The organism is Hymenobacter defluvii (assembly GCF_017589435.1).
GTDB lineage: Bacteria > Bacteroidota > Bacteroidia > Cytophagales > Hymenobacteraceae > Hymenobacter > Hymenobacter profundi.
In genome coordinates this window covers 661,877-681,893 of record NZ_JAGETX010000002.1, presented here as the reverse complement: position 1 = coordinate 681,893, position 20,017 = coordinate 661,877, and the positions used below count along the sequence as shown (strand labels likewise).

Sequence of the window (20,017 nt, the reverse complement as noted above, 5' to 3'; positions counted from 1 at the left end):
GTATGTGCTAGCCCAGATGCCTGAAAGCAAGCAGATTGAGTCACAGCTGAAGACTTACAGCTCGCAATTGGAAGCGCAGTTGAAAACGAAATACACTGAGTATCAAACGAAAGGAGAGGCGTATCAGAAAGGTGCTAGCGCTATGTCTGATGTGGTGCGTGCTGACAAAGAAAAAGAGCTGCAAAATATACAGCAGTCTATCCAAGAGTTTCAGCGCAATGCCGATCAGAGCTTGCAGCAGCGTCAGCAAACCTTGCTAAAGCCTGCTCTCGACAAGCTGCAAAAGGCTATCGACGATGTCGCTAAAGAAAGCGGTTACACCTATGTGCTAAATTCAGACGGCGACAGCCCTGTGCTATTGCATGGTCCCGAAGAAGGTAATATCTCGGATTTGGTGTTGAAGAAAATGGGCATCACGCCGCCCGCTCCTGGCGCTGCACCTACCCCAGCCGCTACCCCAGCACCTGCTGCACCTAAGTCTGCTGCGACACCTGCCTCTTCGGGCAAAAAGAAGAAATAGTTAGCTTACCCGTATTGCATAATGAAAAGCCGGAACCCACAGGTTCCGGCTTTTCTGTTATATGCCCCTACCTTTGTGTTATGCTACCCTTGCCCGATGATGCCCTACCTATTCCGCCTGATGAGGACGAAGGTGGAGATGAACTTTACGAACACCACCGCATCCGGGCCGACAAAGGGCAGGAGCTGTTGCGGCTAGATAAGTTTCTGCTCAATCGCCTACCCAGCACGTCGCGTACCCGCATTCAGAATGCGATTAAGGCAGAAGCAGTGCAGGTGAACGACAAGCCGGCCAAAGCCAATTATCGCGTAAAACCACTAGATGTGGTGACCGTGACGCTCCCCGAACCGCCTCGCGAGTTCAAGGTGGTGCCCGAGTCCATGGAGCTGGATATTCGCTACGAGGATGAGTCGCTACTATTGGTAAACAAGCCAGCCGGGATGGTGGTGCACCCAGCTTTCGGTAATTGGAACGGAACGCTAGTCAATGGCTTGGCCTACCATCTGCACAACTTACCTACTGGGCGCAACGGCGAAATCCGACCGGGCTTAGTGCATCGCATCGATAAGGATACATCCGGGTTGCTAGTGGTTGGTAAGTCTGAATGGGCCATGACACACTTGTCGCAGCAATTCTTTCACCATACCATCGAGCGCACGTATTTGGCGTTGGTGTGGGGCATACCTAAAGAGCCAGAAGGAACGATTACGGGACATATAGGCCGCAGCCTGAAAGACCGCAAGGTGCAGGCTGTGTACCCCGACGGCGACCAAGGCAAACATGCCGTGACGCATTATAAGGTATTGCGCACTTACCGACACGTAGCCCTGCTGCAATGCAACCTCGAAACAGGCCGCACGCACCAGATTCGAGCGCATATGAAACATATTGGTCACCCGCTGTTTTCAGATGCCACCTATGGCGGTGATAAGGTGCTTTATGGTCAACGTACAGGAGCGTACAAAGCGTTTGTCGAAAAGGCTTTCACCTTGATGCCACGGCAGGCTTTACACGCTAAATCACTGGGTTTTGTGCATCCCATTTCAGGAGCTCCCATGCAGTTTGAAGTAGAGCTGCCTACCGATTTTGCTAATGTGCTGGCCGCGTGGGAAGAGTACGTTACCGAAGAATAGACAACTTGGTATTAAAGCAAAACAGCCCGCTGTCATTTTTGACAGCGGGCTGTTTGGTATTATAACCTGTATGCTATTTACGAGCAGTCTTAGCGCCCGAGATGCTGTTTACAGCAGTCTTGGCTTGGTTGTCGTTCGGGTCGATGGCTAGAGCTGCCTGCCAGTATGGTAGGGAAGCGGCTTTGTCGCCCTTCTGGTAGTAATAATAACCCAGATATTTGTTCGCCGTCAACACTTCGTTCTTGTAACGAGCAGCATCTTCAGGATTTGCCTTCATCATCTCCAAGAACTTCTCGTAATGCGGCTTGGCCTTACCTTCTGTGGAGTTAGGGTCAAGGTTAGAGTTCACGCGAGCCCGCATCAAATAACCAGCAGCGTACTCAGGGCGGGCAGTTAGCACGCCAGCGTAGAGGCTATCAGCCTCTGCATACTGCTTGTTGTACTCATATGCATTAGCCAAACGGATTTGGTCCGTTAGCTCAGCGCTACCATTTGCCTTAATTTGGTTGGCAATTTTGGTCTTATAGGTAGCCACTGCCATGGGGTAATCCTTCTTGGTCAGGTAGGCCTGGGCCAAGTCGTTTTGCAGGTCACCGGCTTTCTGAGGGTCCATCTCGATACCCTTTTTGATGGAGGCAATACCCTCATCAAATTTATTTGCGGCTACCTGCATTTTGCCCAGATATACATAGTCATCAGCAATCAGCTTGTTAGCCGGCACCAGCGACATGTATTTCTGCATGGCTGCCATGGCCTCCTCGTTCTTCTTATCCTCGTAGAGCGAGTAAGCAACCAGGCGGTTCATAGCCACATTCTTGGGGTCAACCGCCAATACTTTCTGAGCCTCCGTAACAGTTTCTGGATATTTCTTGGTCAGAAATAAGAAAGCAGCATACGTTGCATTCGTTTGAGGCGTCCGTTCAGCCCGATCAATATACTTCTGGAACGTCTGCAAGGCCAGATCATACTGACCAGCGTAGTAATACGTTTCGGCCAGATCGCGGTAGGCAGGAGCGTAGTTCGGATCGAGGCTGATAGCCTTTTCGAAGGCCGTACGGGCTTCGTTATAGTTCCGGGCGCGTACGTTCAACTGACCCTGACGGTAGTAAGCCTGTACGTTGTTAGGGTCGGCTAGAAGCGCACGAGCGTAGCTGCCCGAAGCATTACCACCACCTTCAGCCGTTTTCAGGTAGATATCACCACGCGCTACCATCAACGCAGGCGTATCCTTTTCTTTGTTGGCTTTGTGCGCAGCTTCCACATAAGTCAGCGCCTTAGTGATGTTCTTCTCGTCCGACTCGGCATAAGCCTGGGCAATTTTGGTGAGGATATCGGCATCCTTACCCTTAGTTTTCTTAACGGCTTCGTCGAAACGCGCCTCCGCTTCCGTGGTCTTGCCTTGTGCCAATGCGGCCCGACCAGCAGCTACCATCGATAGTGCAGATTTGGGGTCGTTGGCGCCTTTGTTGAAATAATAAGCCGCCGAGTCTGGCATATCGCGGAACTGGTACAAACGACCAAGCTCGTAATTTGCTTCAGGAGACTGTGGCTGGCGCAACAGATCGGCACGAGCCTGTCCGTAGCGCTCAAGTTCAATGGCTTTCTGCGCGCTCTGCACATTTTGGGCAACAGCAGAAGAGCCGTATACCGACAAAGCAGCGAGAAGAGAAAGCTTCCAGGGCTTGAGAGTCATAAATCAAAAATTTGGTGAAAGGGCGAAGGATACGCAACTATTGAGCTGCGGTATTTACAATTCGAGTTTGTCCAATGGCCGGCACTAATCCTGATTTCAAGATAATGAGCTGACCTTTAGAACCTGCTACAAAAGCAACCAAGCCTTTGCCTAGGCCTGTGCGGGCATCGCGGCTGATAACATACAAATTGCGGCGCAACGGATACGTTTTCAGTGCTAAGTAAGCTTGGTAGGGCTGAAGATAGTCATCTGGATTGGCCGACGCTTTGGGGGCAATGGCGGCTACCCGAATCTTATCTAAAAAGTTTTCTACGGTTTTATCATCCCGGTCGCTGATCCAATTAGCGCCTATTACGCCGATTGCGTTTGGATGACTAGCAACGTAGTCAATCAGGGCAGGGTTCGATTTAGAAGCATAAATCTTCGAAGTCAGTGCCGCGCCGCGGGTGATGGAATCCTGTACAAAGCGGGTGGTACTCGAGCGGTTAGCATCAAAAACCACGTTGATATCACTCAACGTTTTTTTACCGCTTATCTGGTCCCAACGTGTGGTTTTGCCCGTGAATATGTCCCGCAGCTGATCCATGGTCAGCAGCGTATCTAGGTTAGATGGGTGCAGAATAATGGCCAAGCCATCGGTTCCTACCCGTACAACCTCCGGAACGATCTTGTCTTTATTCAAGGTAGCACGCTCGTCGGCTGTCAGCTCACGCGATAGTACTACCACCCGCGAGCGGTTAGCTAGCAGGTCCTCTACTGCATCTTGCTCAGGCTTATAGCTCGAGGTAATTTTAGCATACTGGTAGAGTTCCTGAAACGTGTCGGTCTCGGCCTTCATAATAGGCTGAAACGTTTCATCTACACTAATGGTGAGCTTGCCAGAGGTAGGCGTATCGTTCACCTCCAGTTCGCCCTTCTCATTAGGTCGGTTGCAACTCGCTGCCAAACCAGCCAGAGCTACTATTCCCCCCAGCACCCAACGGCTAGCGCGCATCATTATCATAGGTTTTTTGAAAGTGCTGACGATAAATCCGGACAAATCTAATAATTCCGTAAAATATGAATACTCCCCCCAATATTCGGCGCGGTCCTAATGGCAGATTGAAGGCGCCATTGGGTGCTGCAACCAAGTAAACACCAAGGCCGAAGTAAATAACGGCCATGAGCAATAAAAAGTATCGGGTGAGAGAAGACGAAGAAGTGGAGCGGCCCAGCCGCTCTTCCGTGGTAGGGCGATGCATATTTAAAAGATGTAAGCGAAAGGAGTTTTTATTTTTTTAACGTTAAAAGGAAGGGATTTTGTTCGTTTTGTGCGCGTCAGCTCCTTTTGGGAACGGCAACTAAAACCAAAAAACAGTCAACGGAAACCCCGTTGACTGTTTCTGACCGCTAGTATATAGGAAAATATGATTACTCGTATCGAAAAGTAATGGGCATGGTATACCGCACGGGTACTGTATGGCTGTTCTGACGGCCGGGCGTCCAAGCTGGCATCTTGCGTATGACGCGCATCGCCTCCTCGTCTGTTCCGTAGCCTAGGCCTTTCACAATCTCTACGTTCGTGATAGAACCATCCGTATTCACCACAAACGATACGTACACCTTGCCGGCAACATTGTTCGATAACGCTTGGGTAGGGTAATGCAGATTCTTCTGCATAAACTTCCGCAAAGCATCAGGCCCACCAGCAAATTCAGGCATTACCTCCGCGTGTATAAACGGTTGGGCCGGTGGTGCGGCCACGGTGGTGCCAGAGTCGCTGACGCCAGTAGTAGCGTTACCAGTAGCTCCTATCTTACCTGCGGCACTACCCCCTATTTCACCTACACGTTCAACATCGCCAAGTATACCGTCGTTAAGCGTAGTAGGCGGCGTTGCCTTTACAGGCTCTATTTTCGCTTGTTCGTCGGGCACCACGTGGGTAGGTACCTCTTCTTGTATAGGTGTTACTACTACCGCCGCAGGGGGCGCTACCGTTGCTTCAATCTGCTCTGCTGGCGGCGGCAAAACCACATCTACTAGTTTCAGCCCTTCATCCTCCAGGGCAGGGGGGAGGATAGTCGCAATGGTGGTGGGCCATATCTTATTTACTAGTAGCGGAACGCTCACCAGCAATAAAAACAGTGAGAAGGCAATAAGAGCGGCCCGCGTCAGGTGCTGATGATACAGCCGCCGAAGCACAAAAGCACCATAAGCTTTGTTACGCCCTTCGAAGACGATATCATCGAGGGTAGCGGTAGGGAGGTGTAGGGTATTCATGGGCAGAGGGGTTAAATAGTGAAACCATATCCGTAATGCGCATTACCCAAGCAGGTTACGGCCAATTGCCAATAGCGTTCTGCTTTCATCTCATCAACGGTACCTATCTGAGAAATGGTATATAGAGGCGTTGCATTTTTTTTGAAAAGTACATTACAATCAGTCTTCGTACGAAGCATCAAAACAGCTTCCGATAGAAAACAAAAAACCCGAACCGAGCAATGCTCAATTCGGGCTTTCTGTTTTCTATCGGAAGCTGTTTCGGCTTACTTGATAGCGAAGGTTACTGGTACAGTAAACGATACGCTTACATTCCGACCGTTCTGCTTACCTGGAGTCCATTTCGGTAGGCCTTTGATAACCCGCATTGCTTCTTCGTCGCAACCGGCACCAATGCCTTTTTGGATTTTAACCCCAGAGATAGAGCCGTCCGGACCTACTACGAAGTTCACGAATACTTTGCCTTCTACCTGGTTGCGCAATGCCATAGCGGGATACTTAATGTTTTTCCCGATGTATTGCAGCAGAGCGCCCATACCGCCCGGAGGCTCTGGCATCTGCTCCACGTAGTTGTACACCTTAGTGTCGATTACCTCTTTCACTGGCTCTTTGCCAGTTCCACCTTCAATACCGTTCAGGTCTGGTGGTGGGGGCACATCCGTGGTACCTTTCACCGTTTCCGTCGAAATGGTTGTCGTCGACAGCTTATCAACGTCTGGCACTTCTTCCACCTTGCGTACTTCCTCGTCGCGTTTTACCACGGGAGGCGTAAACTTGATCGTCGAAACAACTGGTGGCGGTGGTGGTGGCGCCTGAGGTGGTGGCGGTGGTGGTGGCGGTGGTGGCGGTGTAGCCGGATTGAGTGGTGGCGGCGCCATCAACTCTACGGTCTGTAGATTTTTCGGTGCTTCCACTACTTCCTCTTCAGGCTTTAGCAGATTCGCAATTGTCGGAATACTCACGGCAAAAGCAAAGAAAGCAACGGCAATCAACAGCGCCCGGGTAACGTGCTTGTTATACAAGCCGCGGAGCACATAGGCTCCATAAGCCTTGTTGCGACCCTCAAAAACGATGTCGTTGAGAGAAGCCTTGGCCAGTTGTGCGTTATCCATCATAGCCCTGAGCCTTTAATTAAGTCCTGATCATTCGTCGAAATCTCCATCAGGGCATATTTTTTCTGTCCCGTGATGTTCATTTCATCCAGAATATCCACCATGTTTTTATACGTGGAGGTATCATCTGGCTTAATCATCACCACTACATTCGGATTACGCTGCTTACGCTCGAACAATACCTTGCGGATACCATCAGCACTGAAATCCGAAGACTTCAAGTCCGGCTTCACATTGTTATCTAGCAGGCCATCGTAATAGTAGATCTTGTTGTCCCCACCGAGAAGAACAGTGAAAGCATTGGACGCTTTCAGTTCCGTTTTCTCTCGCTCATCTCTGATCTTTGCAGGCATGTTCAGCTCCATGACGGTAGGCTTGCTGAACGTAGAGGTGAGCATGAAGAAGGTAAGTAGCAGGAAGGCCAAATCTACCATAGGGGTCATATCGATTTTAGTCGACATTTTTTTGGCCCGCTTCTTACCTCCGCCACCGGAGTCGGCTTTTTGTTGTATTTCTGCCATGTTTATAAGGTCGGTTAGTTTCCAGCTACCGGCTTACCTTCCAAGTCGGTAATCAGATTGAAAGTGTTGATATCCTTATCCTGCAGAAGCTTAATGACTTTCAATACGGTGGGCACGTCGGCAGCACCATCGCCACGAATGGCGATATAAGCGGGCTTGTTGAAGGCTTTGTACTCAGCCCGCTGCGCAGCAGTCACCCATTCAATTAGCTGGTTATTAACCGAGTCAATGGGAACACCGGGCTGCGGTGCCTTCTGACGCTCCTCACTAGAGAGGTTCAGCAGACTAGGCAATTGCTGCACGGGTACTCCAAAGCTCGCCAAACCAGTGAAGCGTTTAGCTTGCTCTGCCGTGAAACCCACGCTGTACTTCGCACCTACGGTAGCCAACAGATCCTCTTTCACCTTCGCATCATCTAACCCGAAAAATACGCGCTTGTCCTTGTCAATGGAGATAACCATTACGTGGCTCTCAGGCAAACGAATTTCGGAGATGGAAGCAGGAGTATCTACTACTACGTCTTCTTGCGGCGCAAACTTAGCCGTGAGCATGAAGAAAGTCACTAGCAGGAATGCCAAGTCCACCATCGGAGTCATATCCAACGAGGGGGACGTTCTGTGAGGTTTTACTTTAGGCATTGCTGAAAGTGTTAGTTAGCAAAATTCAAAACGTTAAGAAACTAGGCTTTAGTGCGTAAACCGCAACTTAAGCAGGATAAGTTTCCGTTTCGCCGTGTTGCGAAGCAAACGTTTGGATAATGCTGAAGCCAGCTTCGTCGATGCTGTAGGTAAGAACGTCGATTTGGCTCGTGAAGTAGTTGTATGCAATAATGGCCAGGGCAGAAGTACCAATACCCAGAGCCGTATTGATCAAGGCTTCCGAGATACCCGTCGACAGAGCAGCTGTGTCAGGAGCACCGGCGTTAGCCAGAGCAGCGAAGGCGCGGATCATACCGAATACCGTACCGAGCAGACCTACTAGGGTAGCAACCGAAGCAATGGTCGAGATGATAACTAAGTTCTTCTCCAACATAGGTAGTTCCAAAGCCGTCGATTCTTCGATTTCTTTCTGAATCGACAGGATTTTCTGGTCTTTGTCCATGCCACGCTCACGAGCCATTTCCTGGTACTTAAGCAAGCCCGATTTCACTACGTTTGCTACCGAGCCTTTCTGCTGGTCGCACACGGCAATAGCACCTGCGATGTCGTTTACGTTCAGCTTCTGGCGGATCGAACGCACAAAGCTTTCAATACTCTTAGCGCCTTTGGCTTTGCCAATGGTTAGGAAACGCTCAATTGAGAAGGTAATAACCAAAATGAGCAGCGTCAGCAGCACCGGTACAATAATACCACCGGCGTATATAGTGCCCATGTAATTGCCAGGCAAGGGTAGGTTCTCGTTGTCGTTGCCTTGGAAGTTGGACGGGTTACCGAAGACGAATTTGTAAATAATGAGAGCAACTACAAAAGCCAGCGGAATAACGATGGCGGCGAACGCAGAGCCGCCTTTTGCTTCACCCTTGGGGGCAGCGGGAGCGGCAGGCCGCACGTTCTTGTTCGTGGCATTCTTTTGTTCCATTGTTCCGGAAAATTAGGGGAGGTTGGTGAAAGGTTGAAAAATGTAAAACGTTTGTGTCAGTTTAGAAAATATAGGTTGAGAGTGTTGTTCGCTCAAATAGTTGGCCCAAAAATTGAGAGGAAGAAGCAAAGCTATCAACCGCATGTATTGTCCCACTTACGATGGCAAGGTAGCCTTGGCAAACCTAATGAAAAAGGAATAGGTAGCCAAAAGAAAAATGCGTTTAAACGGTCTGAAAAGGCTTGAGGCTTAAAAAAATCTATTCCTGGTTTGCGGAATCTCGAGCAAAAGATAGAGCTTTTTTAGCTGTCTCCCAATACACGTCCATCTCGGGTAGGGTCAAATCAGCTAGCTGATGTCCGTCGCGGGCCGCTGCGGATTCCAAAAACTGGAAGCGCTGGATGAACTTCCGGTTGGTACGTTCAAGTGCCTCTTCAGGGTTTATGCCGGCGAACCGGGCAAAATTAACCAACGAGAACAGCAAATCGCCAAACTCCTGAGCAGCACGCTCCTGGCGGGCTGTATCTGCGGTGTCGATTGCTGAATATTCTTCGCCGAACTCCTGTAATTCTTCCTGAACCTTCTCCCAAACCTGCGCGGGCCGCTCCCAATCGAAGCCGGCACCGCGGGCTTTTTCCTGAATGCGCATGGCCTTTACCAAAGCAGGAAGAGATACGGGAACGCCGCCTAGTACCGACGTATTGCCTTTTTCCTTCAATTTCAGCTGCTCCCAGTTGCGCTTCACGTCCTCCTCCGTGTCGGCCTTAGTGTCGCCATAGATATGCGGATGACGGAAAATAAGTTTTTCGCATTGGGCATTCAGGACATCAGCAATGTCAAACTGACCCGTTTCGGAAGCTATTTTGGCATAAAAGAGTAAGTGAAGCATGACGTCGCCTAACTCTTTGCGCACGTCGGGGAGGTCGTTGCGTAGAATGGCGTCGCTCAGCTCGTAAGTTTCTTCTATTGTTAGGTGCCGTAGCGTTTGCATCGTTTGCTTACGGTCCCACGGGCACTCGGCACGCAAGCGGTCAAGCACATCGAGTAAACGGCCGAAAGCAGCTAGTTGGGCCGCACGAGCAGAGGAAGAAGTAGTATCCATTCAGCCAAATATACAAAGACATTCTGCTTCGTTGCCGTATAAGGGGTAGACAGCGACTCTATTTATATGTGCTGGTTACGCCGAATGCAACTTGGCACATCACCTAACTACTTTAGGGAAAGCAGCCACTATTTTCTACTTTTGCGCACTTTAAAAACGAACCCGTACTCGTGGCACTTATCAAATCTATTTCAGGCATTCGCGGCACTATTGGCGGTGCTCCCGGTGAAGGCTTGACACCCATTGACGTAGTGAAATACGCCGCTGCTTTTGGCACCTGGATGCTGGCTAACTCTTCTCAGACTACTATTGTAATTGGCCGCGATGCTCGCTTGTCAGGCGATATAGTGAGCAAACTGGTAGCTGCTACTCTCCAAGGACTGGGTATTGATGTACTAGATTTGGGGCTGAGCACAACGCCTACTGTTGAAATGGCCGTGCCGGCCAAACAAGCTGGAGGCGGTATTATTCTCACCGCTTCGCATAACCCTAAGCAGTGGAATGCGCTGAAGCTATTAAATCAAAAAGGCGAATTCATTTCGGATACAGAAGGGCAGCAGGTATTGGCCCTAGCTGACATGGAAGCGTTTGACTTTGCGCCTGTCACTAAACTTGGTAACTACAGCACCGACGATACCTTCCTGCAAACGCACATTGATGCCGTACTGGCTCTGCCGCAGGTAGACGTAGAAGCAATCCGTGCGAAAAACTTCCGGGTGGTAGTAGATGCCGTGAACTCAACGGGCGGTATTGCCGTGCCGCAACTGCTGGAAGCGCTGGGGGTAGAGAAAGTAGAAAAGCTATTCTGCGAACCTACCGGCGATTTTGCGCACAACCCAGAGCCCCTACCTGAAAACCTGCGTGATATAGCCAAAGTGCTGTCGCGTGGTGGCTTCGACCTGGGCATTGTAGTTGACCCCGATGTAGACCGGCTAGCACTGGTGTGCGAAAACGGCGAGATGTTTGGCGAAGAATATACACTAGTTGCCGTAGCCGATTATTTGCTGAAAGAAAATGGCGGTGGCAATACGGTGAGCAATCTGAGTAGCACCCGTGCCCTGCGCGATGTGACCGAGAAACACGGCGGTACCTACGCCGCTGCTGCCGTAGGTGAGGTGAACGTGGTGAACAAGATGAAGGAAACCAACGCGCTGATTGGCGGCGAAGGCAACGGAGGTATCATCCTACCCGAGCTGCACTACGGCCGCGACGCGTTGGTAGGCATTGCGCTTTTCCTGACGCACTTGGCTAAAACAGAAATGACGATGACCCGGCTGCGGGCGTCTTATCCCAATTACTTCATTTCGAAAAATAAGATCGAGCTAACGCCTGATATCGATACCGACCAAGTGCTGGTGCAGATGCAGGAGCGTTACGCCAAGCATCCTATCAACACGATTGACGGAGTGAAAATCGAGTTTGATAAAGAGTGGGTACACCTACGCAAATCGAATACCGAGCCGATTATCCGCATCTACGCCGAATCGGAATCGAACGCCACTGCCGACCACTTGGCCAATAAAATTATTGGCGACATTAAGGAGATTATTTCTCAAAAGGCGTAGTTTCTTCCCGAAACCATATGCAAGTTACTTGTTTGTTTTGTTGTTGTATCGCCTGCTGGCATGCTACAGTAACAGCTAATTGTGTGGCTGTGTGAGTGAAGGATTCCGGGACCCATGCCGGAATCCTTTATTTTTATATACCCGTTGCGGCTACACGTGCTACGTGTAGTCCTTACGTAACCCCTCTGCTACTATGGCGCTTGCTTCTGCTACCCCTACCACCGTTTATTTCGATAATGCTGCCACTACGCCGCTCGACCCCGAGGTGCTGGAAGCAATGCTGCCATTTATGCGTGAGTTTTACGGCAACCCCAGCAGCATTCATGGTCATGGGCGCAAGGTGCGGGCAGTGCTGGAAAATGCTCGCAAGACTATTGCGCACCTTATCAATGCTGCGCCTGCTGAAATTACGTTTACCTCAGGAGGCACCGAGGCAGATAATTATGCCATCTTCGGCAGCATCCAAACGCTGGGGCTAACGCGGGCTATTACGTCGCCGTTGGAACATCATGCGGTGTTGCATCCGTTGCAAGCACTGGAAAAATCAGGAGCCATTACGCTCCACTACGTGCAGCAAGACGCACTAGGTACGTTGAATCTGGCGCATTTGGAAGAGCTGTTGGCCGGGCAGCCCCGCGCTCTGGTCAGCCTGATGCACGGCAACAATGAGGTAGGCAATCTTAATGACGTGCAGGCTATTTCCGATATCTGCCGGCAGCACCAGGCTGTGTTTCATACCGATACGGTGCAAACCATGGGGCACTACCGCCACGATGTGCAGCAGCTAAAACCCCACTTCTTGGTTGGGTCAGCTCATAAGTTTCATGGGCCGAAAGGGGTAGGGTTTGTATACCGCAATCCGGAGTTGCAGGTGAGGCCGCTTATCCACGGGGGCTCGCAGGAGCGGAACGTGCGGGCCGGTACTGAGAATGTGTATGGTATTGTGGGGCTAGCTAAAGCATTGGAAATTGCCTACCGCGACATGGCTGCGCACCATCAGCATATCCAAGGCCTGAAAGATCGGTTTATCGAAAAGCTACGGGCGGGGATTGATGACGTGCAGTTCAACGGCCACTCCGCAGAAGCTGACAGAAGCCTGTATACAGTGCTGAATGTGAGCTTGCCACCGTCCGAACTAAACGAGATGTTGCTGTTCAACCTCGACATCAACCGTGTGTCGGTATCGGGTGGTTCGGCGTGTACTAGCGGGGCCAATGCGGGTTCACACGTACTCACGGCTATGAACTGCGACCCGAACCGCGGCGCCATTCGCTTCTCTATGAGCAAGTACAATACACCTGAAGAGGTTGATTATGCGGTAGCGCAATTAGCGAAAATGTATCACCGCGAAGCAGTGTAGCTCTTTCGTAATATTCCTCCTTGAAGGCTTGGTTATTATATAATGCTAGCCTGACTGTCACGCCCTACCTCGTCACAGAATATTTCAGACGGATAGCGGCAGAAGGCCGCTTGTTGCGCCGTTGTCGCAACCAAAACAATATACGCACAGTGGTATACCAACTGGAGCGTCATTTCAGGCTGTGCAGTAGATATACTCGCTGTTACCGATTTTATCCCGCTACCCATTGTACAAGCGTAGGCGAGAAACGGTAGAGTAAGGTGTATGGATAGTACCCATTTTTGCCGGTATGCGTACTTCAGTGCGTGCTCACTTTTATTCGCTCTCATGGCTGAAATCAATATCCAACGCAAGAAGTCTTCTCCCAGCCCATGGCTATTGGTTATTTTGGTAGCGCTGGCGCTGGCCGTGGCTGGCTACTTTATTTTTCGGAACGACACGGAGGCAACTCCGGCGCCACCAATAGTTAGTGACGGAGCTTCTACCCCCGCCGACCTGAACGCTAGCAGAGCTATGCCAGCCTCCGATGAGCAGGCCGTAGCCGATATGGCTGCCACCGAATTGCTGCCTACCCCCGACGAGTTGGAAGCCTACGCGGCTACCGACCCTGCGCAACCGGAATATGCCCGGGAGGGTCTGCGCATGTTCACGGCAGCGTTGGTGCGCATGGCCGACCGCACCGAATTTCGTGACTCAAACGTGAACGAGCAGCGTGACCAGCTGACCAGCGCCACAGCTCGCATTGACGAAGAGGGCACCAGCCTGCGCCCTGGTTTTCTGGCGGTGGCCTCGCTGTTGAAAGCTATGCAACAAAAAGCCTACCCCGACGAAGAGTTTGCTGCTAACGACCTCGGCCTACAAGCCAGCCAGTTCAGCGGCCGCACTGGCACGGCGCAGGAGCGCGAGTGGGTGCAGAATTTTTTCCGGCACGCCGCCCAGCTCATGAAAACGATGAACGGACCCACCTCGTAGGCCGAAGCAACTAAACGAAACATCCGAGATGGAAACTACCTCTACGCCCGTGCCCTCGGGCCAGCACATGCACCTACGCCGTCTGCGCGACCTAACCGAGTTTGAAGTGGCCGATGGCAACCCCGACGTGCGCGGATGGTCGGTACGCGGTGGCGACGGCAAAAAGTTTGGCGACGTGTACGAGTTAATTGTGGAGGTGGAAACCCTGAAGGTACGCTACCTCGATGTGGAGTTGGATGCTTCGTTGCAGGTCAATAAATGGGAGCGGCACATTTTGCTACCCATTGGGGTAGCAGCTATTGATGAGGACGCCGATAATGTGTTCGTGCCATCGCTTACCATAGAAACGGTGCTGGAATATCCTCCTTATACCGAAATTCAGATTACGCGGGAGTATGAAGAAGCTATGCTACGTAGTCTGAAGCTGGGGTTGCCGCAGCATACCAGCAGCAATTTCTACGATCAGCCTTCTTACAACGACGAGCAGTTTTATGCTAATCGTCGGCCAAGATGAAAAAGGTGAAGTGGTGAGTTTGTGAAGTTGAGAAGTTGAAATAAGAGAGCTTCTGTCATCCTGAGTTTGCGAAGGACCTTGTTACGTGTGAACGAGTCGTTGGTACGATGGTCGTTTAACTGGCAGAAGGTCCTTCGCAAGCTCAGGATGATAGAAGCTCTCTTATTTCAACTTCTCAACTTCACAAACTCACCACTTCACCTTTTCTAAAATACCAGCTTCCGCAGAGTCCAGAGGCTCCAGAAAATCACCATCAGCCCTACCCCGATAAACATACCGCGGATGGGGATACGACCGGCCAGCCGGGCCGCGAAGGGTGCTGCCGAAACGCCGCCTACGATCAGGCCCAGCACAATCTGCCAATGTGTGACGCCTAGGGTAGCAAAAAAGGTGAGGGCACTGGCAAAGGTTACAAAGAACTCGGTAAGGCTTACTGAGCCAATGACATACTGGGGCGTGCGGCCGTTGGCGATGAGCGTGCTAGTAACTAGTGGTCCCCAGCCGCCACCACCAAACGAGTCGAGGAAGCCGCCGGCGCCGGCCAGCCAGCCTGCATGCTTCACTTTTTTGCGGCGGTCGGCGGTCTGTTTGAAGGCTTTGCTGATAATGCGAATGCCCAATAGCAGCAGGTATACCGCTAACACCGGTTTGATCCAGTTGGCATAATGCTCTCCGAAATACGTGAGCAGCAGCGCCCCGCTCACCGAGCCTAGAATGCCAGGAATTAGCAGAGCTTTGAACAGGCGGCGGTTGACGTTGCCTGCTTTGTAGTGGCTGAAGCCCGAAGCGCCGCTAGCAAACATCTCGGCCGTGTGAATGCTGGCACTCACGGCAGCCGGATTCAGGTTCATCGACATCAGGCTAATGGCCGTAACCACGCCGTAGCCCATACCCAGTAGCCCATCAATCAGCTGTGCTCCGAAGCCGATGGCAACGAAAATGTAGAACGTTTTGGATGTGCTCAGAAACGTCCACACCGACTGCTGAGCAAAATAGGTTGCGGAAAAGTGCAGAATCAGCAGGAGCGCGCCGGCTGCCAGTGCACCTAGTGCCAGACGACGCCACCACGCCATACCCGCCGTTGGGGGGGCTGGTTTAGGGGGCGTGTAAGCAGCATGGGGAGAGTCCATTGGATGAGTAATCAGGTGTAGGTTGTGGTCAGTTGCGAGTGAGAATATATCTGTCATCCTGAGTGCAGCGAAGGACCTTATTCCAGTGGAACGAGTCGTTGCTACGCTAGTCGTTCTGCCGTGATAAGGTCCTTCGCAAGCTCAGGATGACAGATATATTCCCACTCGCAACTGAATTAAGCGTGGAAATCCAAGCCTTGCACGGTGGCGGTCACGTGGCCCTGGCGGATCACGAAGTCGCCGAATTTTTCCTGGGGCTCTCGCTCCTGAGCGTAGGCTTCCAGCAGCGGCGTTAGCTCAGCCAGAATGCCTTCCTCATCTAGCATTTCCTTGTAGAGCTTGTTCATCCGTTGACCGGAGTGGTCGGCGCCGAGGTAGAGATTATAGCGCCCGATGGCCCGGCCTACCAAGCCAATCTCGCCGAGGTAGGGGCGGGCGCAGCCGTTGGGGCAGCCCGTCATCCGAATCAGAATGCCGTCATCGCTGAGGCCATTGGCTTGAATGACGGTATCGAGGCGGTCAAGGAGGTGGGGGAGGTAGCGCTCAGCTTCGGCGAAGGCCAGCGAGCAGGTGTTCAGGGCCACGCAGGCTAGGGAACTGAGGCGCAGCGCGGTTTGCTGCTGGGTTTGCGCCCAGGCACCGCGGCTTTCCAGAATCTGCTGCACGCGTTGGCGGTGCTTGGGGTCGATGTTGGCAATGACTAGGTTCTGATTGCCGGTCAGGCGGAACTCGCCGGTGTGGAAGGCGGCAATTTCGCGCAGGGCGGTTTTCAGCTCTACACCGTTTTTGTTGGTCACACGGCCACCTTCTACAAATAGTGCCAGATGCTCCTTACCATCTTCGCCCTGCGACCAACCAAATGAGTCGCCGGAGCCGGTGAAGTGGAAGGGGCGTGCTTCCTCCAAGTCGTAGCCCAAACGTAGGCGTAGCTCTTCCAGGAATGCGGGCAGCCCTACCCGGTCGATGGTGTATTTGAGACGGGAGAACTTGCGGTTTTCGCGGTTGCCCCAGTCGCGCTGAATGGTTACCACTTTCTCGCACACGTCTACCACCTTATCCACCGGCACAAAGCCGATGAGGTCGGCCAGGCGGGGGTAGGTTTCGGGCATCCCAAAGGTCATGCCCATGCCGCCGCCAATAGCCACGTTGAAGCCTTGTAGCACGCCGTTTTCAGCAATGGCTACCAAAGCAATGTCATTGGAGAAGATATCGGCGTCGTTTTGGGGCGGAACGGCAATGGCAATTTTGAATTTGCGGGGCAGGTAGGTGGCACCGTAAATCGGCTCAAAGTCTTCCTTCTCCCCGTCGTTCACCAAGCTGGAATACTGCTTCTCCCCATCCAGCCACAAATCCCAGTAGGCGGTGGTGCGGGGCGTGAGGTGGGCGCTGATGGCCGTAGCCACCGCATACACATCCTTGTGCAGGGCCGACTCGTGCGGATTGGCGGCGCACATCACGTTGCGGTTCACGTCGCCGCAACCCGCAATGCTGTCCATCAGCACATCATTGAATTCCTGGATGGTAGCCCGCAAATCGCGCTTCAGGATGCCGTGCAGCTGAAACGTCTGGCGCGTGGTGAGCTTAAGGGCGCCGCTGCCATAAGCATCAGACAAAGCATCCATGCGCTGCCACTGGTCGGGGGTAGCCACGCCGCCGGGCACGCGCACCCGAATCATGAAGGAGTAAAGCGGCTCCAGCTTCTGGCGCTTCCGCTCGCTTTCCAGGTCGCGGTCGGTTTGCTGGTAGGAGCCGTGGAACTTGATAAGTTGCGTGTCGTCGGGCGCAATAGCGCCGGTGATAGGGTCAGCCAAACTTTCCTTCAGGGTGCCGCGCAAGTAATTGCTGCCCGCCTTAATGTGTTCGACTTCAGATAATTTCGGAGTATCAGCCATGATGGGTAGGTTTCAGAAGAAAGTTAGCGGGCAGTCAGCAGCGTCACATCTTTATAGAGTGTGAAGCGCAGCACGTCGCGGTTGTAGTTGTCGGGGCGCAACAAGCGGTTTTGCCAGAGTTTCATGTAGCCTAGTTCGGCCGCGAAGCCAGTGCCCAATTGGTACTCTGCTCCCGCATAAAGGCGATTTTGGTCGAAATCGTGCATCGATACCATAAACTCATCGAACAAACGCAGGCGCCAGCGTGGGTGCGGCTGCCATTCACCCTGCACCCGGTAGCGGAACCGCACGGGTGTGGTGTAATCGTCGATTAGGTGCCGGTCGCGTACTTGCTGTATCCAACGCTGCTCCACGCGCAGCTTTTGTTGCAGGCGCACTGCCGCGCTGAGGGGTATCGTCCAGCTGGTTTCGCCAAACAAGCGATACTCCGGTATCGTCACCGTACTCTGCGACTGGCGCGAGTACGTGCCGCCCACGCCTGCGTCGAGGGTAGGCGTTAAGCGGTAATGCACGTGCTGGTGGGTGATAAACTGCCACTGCTGGTCGGGATTGACAAAGCGCCGCTCGTCTACCTCGCTATGCCACGTCCAGTGCGGACTCACCTTTAAGCGCAAGTACGCCCGCGTCCAATAGCCTTGCTGATGCACGGTCTGTGCTCCGGCAGCGGTAGCCATAGTGAGCAAGAGCAAGAGGAGGGTAGGGCGTTTCATCAAGAAGAATTGAACAATTATTTCGACCAGCGAGAGAAATCTAACGTGCTGTTTTCTAAGTGAATGATTATCAAGCAAGATCTCTCCCACTGGTAGAAATGACCGCTCTAGTATGGTGGGCGCGTTGGTTAATACACGTCTTCCAGGTAGCGGCGCTGCTTGCGCAGATTGCGCACGTAGTCGGTGGCGGCTTCGGTGTCGAAGCCAGACTCTCGCTGCACTACCTCGGTAAGGGCCAATTGAATGGCGTTGCCGAGGCGGGCTTTGTCGCCGCATACATAGAAGGAAGCGCCATTTTCCAGCCACTCATACACTTGGCGGGAGTTTTCGAGTAGGCGATGCTGTACGTAGAGCTTCTCGGCCTGGTCACGGGAGAAGGCTACATCCAGCTTGCTCAAGCCGCCTTTTTTCAGGTATTGCTGCCACTCCGTTTGATACAGGAAGTCAGTTGTGAAGTGCGGGTTGCCAAACAGCAGCCAGTTGCGGCCAGTGGAACCCAACTCTACCCGTTCCTCCACAAACGCCCGGAACGGTGCCACGCCTGTGCCGGCCCCTACCATAATAATATCGGTAGCGGTGTCCTGCGGCAGTTTGAAGTATTCGTTCTGCTCCACGAACACACGCACGGTGTCGTCGGGCTGCACGCGGTCGGCGAGGAAGGTAGAGCAAGCACCTTGCTTCTGCCGGCCCAGCGACTCGTAGCGCACGGCGCCCACCGTAAGGTGTACTTCGTCGGGATGGGCCAGCAGACTGCTGGCAATAGAGTAGGCACGGGTAGGCAGCGGCCGTAGCGTATCCACCAGCGTTTGGGCCGATAGCTCGGTGGGATACTCCGCGAGCAGGTCCGCTATGTCGCGGCCGTAGAGGTAGGGTTGTAGTTTGGTCTTATCGGCCAGCAGCTCGCGCAGCTCGGTGCGCTCGGTGAGGGCGGCGTAGCGTTCCAGCACGTCGCGCGTGAGGGTTGATAGCTCACGGTGCTCCGTGAGGGCCGTGCTTAGGGGTAGGGTTTTGCCGTCGAGTTGTACCGTGTCGCTGGCGTTCAGGCCAGCGGCGCGGAGCGTGTGCTCTACCAGCGGCGCTTCGTTTACCGGTACCACAGCCAACGCATCGCCGGGCTGGTAGACAAGGCCCGAATCGGCTAGGTCTAACTCTAAATGGTAGGTTTCTTTCGTCGATCCACGGCCATTGAGCTGGATGCTTTCCAGCACGCGGGCCTCAAACGGATGGTCGTGTGAGTACACCGGGGCCTCAGGTGCGAGTGCGCTGCCGGTCACGGCCGCAGCGGCCGACACGCTGGCCGACGGCGTAGCTTCCGCAGCAATTTTCGTCAGCACCTCCTCAATCCACTGCTTTGAGGGCGGAATGAACGCTACGTCTACATCTACCCGGTCTTGCAGGCGCTGGCCGCCCAGCTCTGCCAAACGGGCGTCGAACTCCTTGCCAGTCTGGCAGTATTGCAGGTAGCTCTGGTCGCCGAGGGCCAATACAGCGTAGCGCAACTCCGGCAATTGGGGTGCCCGCTTGCCAAGAAGAAAGCGGTGCAGCTCCTCCGCCGAAATAGGCGGGTCGCCTTCGCCCTGCGTGCTCACTACTACCAACAGCAACTTTTCCTGTGCCAACTGGCGCGGGGCGTAGTCGTTCATGTCTTTCACCACTGCCTGCAAGCCCTTGGCGGCGGCGGCCTCAGCGGCCAGTTGCGCTACCTTTTTGGCGTTGCCGGTTTGGGAACCGTAGAGAATGGTGATGGGCGGGAGGGCAGTTGGAGCCGGCGTAGCGCTGAGAGCAGCCGGAGCCGCTGCCGTTCGCTCGCCTGCTGGTACAGCACCCGTGGCGGCGTAGCGCCCATAGAAGTAGCCGCTTAGCCACAGCAACTGCTCCGGTTTCAGCGTGGCACTTTGCTGGTCGAGGCTGGAGGGGTCGAGGCCGAAGGGTAGGGAGTTGGTTGGAGTTGACATG

Annotated in this window: 19 protein-coding genes; 6 read left to right on the top strand and 13 right to left on the bottom strand. The window is 53.0% G+C overall.

Annotation, left to right across the window (positions count from 1 at the left end; all coding sequences use genetic code 11):
- Together J4D97_RS07000 and J4D97_RS06995 are read left to right on the top strand one after the other, a co-directional pair.
- Nucleotides 1-520 (top strand): OmpH family outer membrane protein (locus J4D97_RS07000; protein WP_208306933.1); only part of this gene is annotated, 520 nt, incomplete at its 5' end.
- A gap of 80 nt (nt 521-600) precedes the next feature.
- The gene (locus tag J4D97_RS06995) at nt 601-1,653 is read left to right on the top strand and encodes an RluA family pseudouridine synthase (protein ID WP_208306932.1); all 1,053 of its coding nucleotides are present in this window, start codon (nt 601-603) and stop codon (nt 1,651-1,653) included.
- Nucleotides 1,654-1,726: 73 nt separating this feature from the next.
- Here J4D97_RS06995 and J4D97_RS06990 read toward each other — a convergent pair whose 3' ends face one another.
- From J4D97_RS06990 to mazG, 9 genes are all read right to left on the bottom strand, one after another.
- Entirely contained in the window at nt 1,727-3,346 is a 1,620-nt protein-coding gene (locus J4D97_RS06990; protein WP_185282301.1) for a tetratricopeptide repeat protein, read from the bottom strand.
- A gap of 37 nt (nt 3,347-3,383) precedes the next feature.
- Nucleotides 3,384-4,343, bottom strand: a complete 960-nt coding sequence (locus tag J4D97_RS06985) for a PstS family phosphate ABC transporter substrate-binding protein (protein ID WP_243900177.1) — start codon at nt 4,341-4,343, stop codon at nt 3,384-3,386.
- The gene (locus J4D97_RS06980) at nt 4,330-4,587 is read right to left on the bottom strand and encodes a hypothetical protein (RefSeq protein WP_208306931.1); all 258 of its coding nucleotides are present in this window, start codon (nt 4,585-4,587) and stop codon (nt 4,330-4,332) included. The genes J4D97_RS06985 and J4D97_RS06980 overlap by 14 nt, the downstream gene beginning before the upstream one ends.
- 169 nt (nt 4,588-4,756) lie before the next feature.
- Nucleotides 4,757-5,605 (bottom strand): energy transducer TonB, encoded by an 849-nt coding sequence (locus tag J4D97_RS06975; protein ID WP_208306930.1) that lies wholly within the window; start codon nt 5,603-5,605, stop codon nt 4,757-4,759.
- A 266-nt stretch (nt 5,606-5,871) separates the two neighbouring features.
- A complete protein-coding gene (locus J4D97_RS06970; RefSeq protein WP_243900176.1) occupies nt 5,872-6,720 on the bottom strand; it encodes an energy transducer TonB in 849 nt (282 codons plus the stop codon).
- Nucleotides 6,717-7,238, bottom strand: coding sequence for an ExbD/TolR family protein (locus J4D97_RS06965; RefSeq protein WP_185282303.1), 522 nt, complete (start codon nt 7,236-7,238; stop codon nt 6,717-6,719). The genes J4D97_RS06970 and J4D97_RS06965 overlap by 4 nt, the downstream gene beginning before the upstream one ends.
- A gap of 14 nt (nt 7,239-7,252) precedes the next feature.
- On the bottom strand, nt 7,253-7,876 hold the full coding sequence (locus J4D97_RS06960) for an ExbD/TolR family protein (RefSeq protein ID WP_208306929.1): 624 nt from the start codon (nt 7,874-7,876) through the stop codon (nt 7,253-7,255).
- Nucleotides 7,877-7,943: 67 nt separating this feature from the next.
- Nucleotides 7,944-8,816 (bottom strand): MotA/TolQ/ExbB proton channel family protein, encoded by an 873-nt coding sequence (locus J4D97_RS06955; RefSeq protein ID WP_208306928.1) that lies wholly within the window; start codon nt 8,814-8,816, stop codon nt 7,944-7,946.
- A gap of 259 nt (nt 8,817-9,075) precedes the next feature.
- The gene (gene mazG, locus J4D97_RS06950; RefSeq protein WP_208306927.1) at nt 9,076-9,918 is read right to left on the bottom strand and encodes a nucleoside triphosphate pyrophosphohydrolase; all 843 of its coding nucleotides are present in this window, start codon (nt 9,916-9,918) and stop codon (nt 9,076-9,078) included.
- Between the two features lie 170 nt (nt 9,919-10,088).
- On the opposite strand from mazG, the gene glmM reads away from it, so the two are divergent.
- The 4 genes from glmM (at nt 10,089) to J4D97_RS06930 (ending at nt 14,329) form a co-directional block, all read left to right on the top strand.
- A complete protein-coding gene (gene glmM / locus J4D97_RS06945; RefSeq protein WP_185282307.1) occupies nt 10,089-11,483 on the top strand; it encodes a phosphoglucosamine mutase in 1,395 nt (464 codons plus the stop codon).
- Between the two features lie 193 nt (nt 11,484-11,676).
- On the top strand, nt 11,677-12,843 hold the full coding sequence (locus J4D97_RS06940) for a cysteine desulfurase family protein (protein ID WP_208306926.1): 1,167 nt from the start codon (nt 11,677-11,679) through the stop codon (nt 12,841-12,843).
- 327 nt (nt 12,844-13,170) lie between these two features.
- Nucleotides 13,171-13,815 (top strand): hypothetical protein, encoded by a 645-nt coding sequence (locus J4D97_RS06935; protein ID WP_208306925.1) that lies wholly within the window; start codon nt 13,171-13,173, stop codon nt 13,813-13,815.
- Nucleotides 13,816-13,843: 28 nt separating this feature from the next.
- Nucleotides 13,844-14,329 carry a PRC-barrel domain-containing protein gene (locus tag J4D97_RS06930; protein WP_208306924.1) on the top strand — a complete coding sequence of 162 codons (486 nt, stop codon included), beginning with the start codon at nt 13,844-13,846 and terminating at the stop codon, nt 14,327-14,329.
- A gap of 206 nt (nt 14,330-14,535) precedes the next feature.
- On the opposite strand, the gene J4D97_RS06925 is transcribed toward J4D97_RS06930, so the two are convergent.
- From J4D97_RS06925 to J4D97_RS06910, 4 genes are all read right to left on the bottom strand, one after another.
- Nucleotides 14,536-15,459 carry a sulfite exporter TauE/SafE family protein gene (locus J4D97_RS06925; RefSeq protein WP_208306923.1) on the bottom strand — a complete coding sequence of 308 codons (924 nt, stop codon included), beginning with the start codon at nt 15,457-15,459 and terminating at the stop codon, nt 14,536-14,538.
- Between the two features lie 176 nt (nt 15,460-15,635).
- Nucleotides 15,636-17,351, bottom strand: coding sequence for an NADPH-dependent assimilatory sulfite reductase hemoprotein subunit (locus J4D97_RS06920; RefSeq protein WP_208306922.1), 1,716 nt, complete (start codon nt 17,349-17,351; stop codon nt 15,636-15,638).
- Nucleotides 17,352-17,374: 23 nt separating this feature from the next.
- Nucleotides 17,375-18,025 carry a DUF2490 domain-containing protein gene (locus J4D97_RS06915; RefSeq protein WP_208306921.1) on the bottom strand — a complete coding sequence of 217 codons (651 nt, stop codon included), beginning with the start codon at nt 18,023-18,025 and terminating at the stop codon, nt 17,375-17,377.
- 164 nt (nt 18,026-18,189) lie between these two features.
- Nucleotides 18,190-20,016 (bottom strand): assimilatory sulfite reductase (NADPH) flavoprotein subunit, encoded by a 1,827-nt coding sequence (locus J4D97_RS06910; protein WP_208306920.1) that lies wholly within the window; start codon nt 20,014-20,016, stop codon nt 18,190-18,192.
- Nucleotide 20,017: the final 1 nt, after the last annotated feature.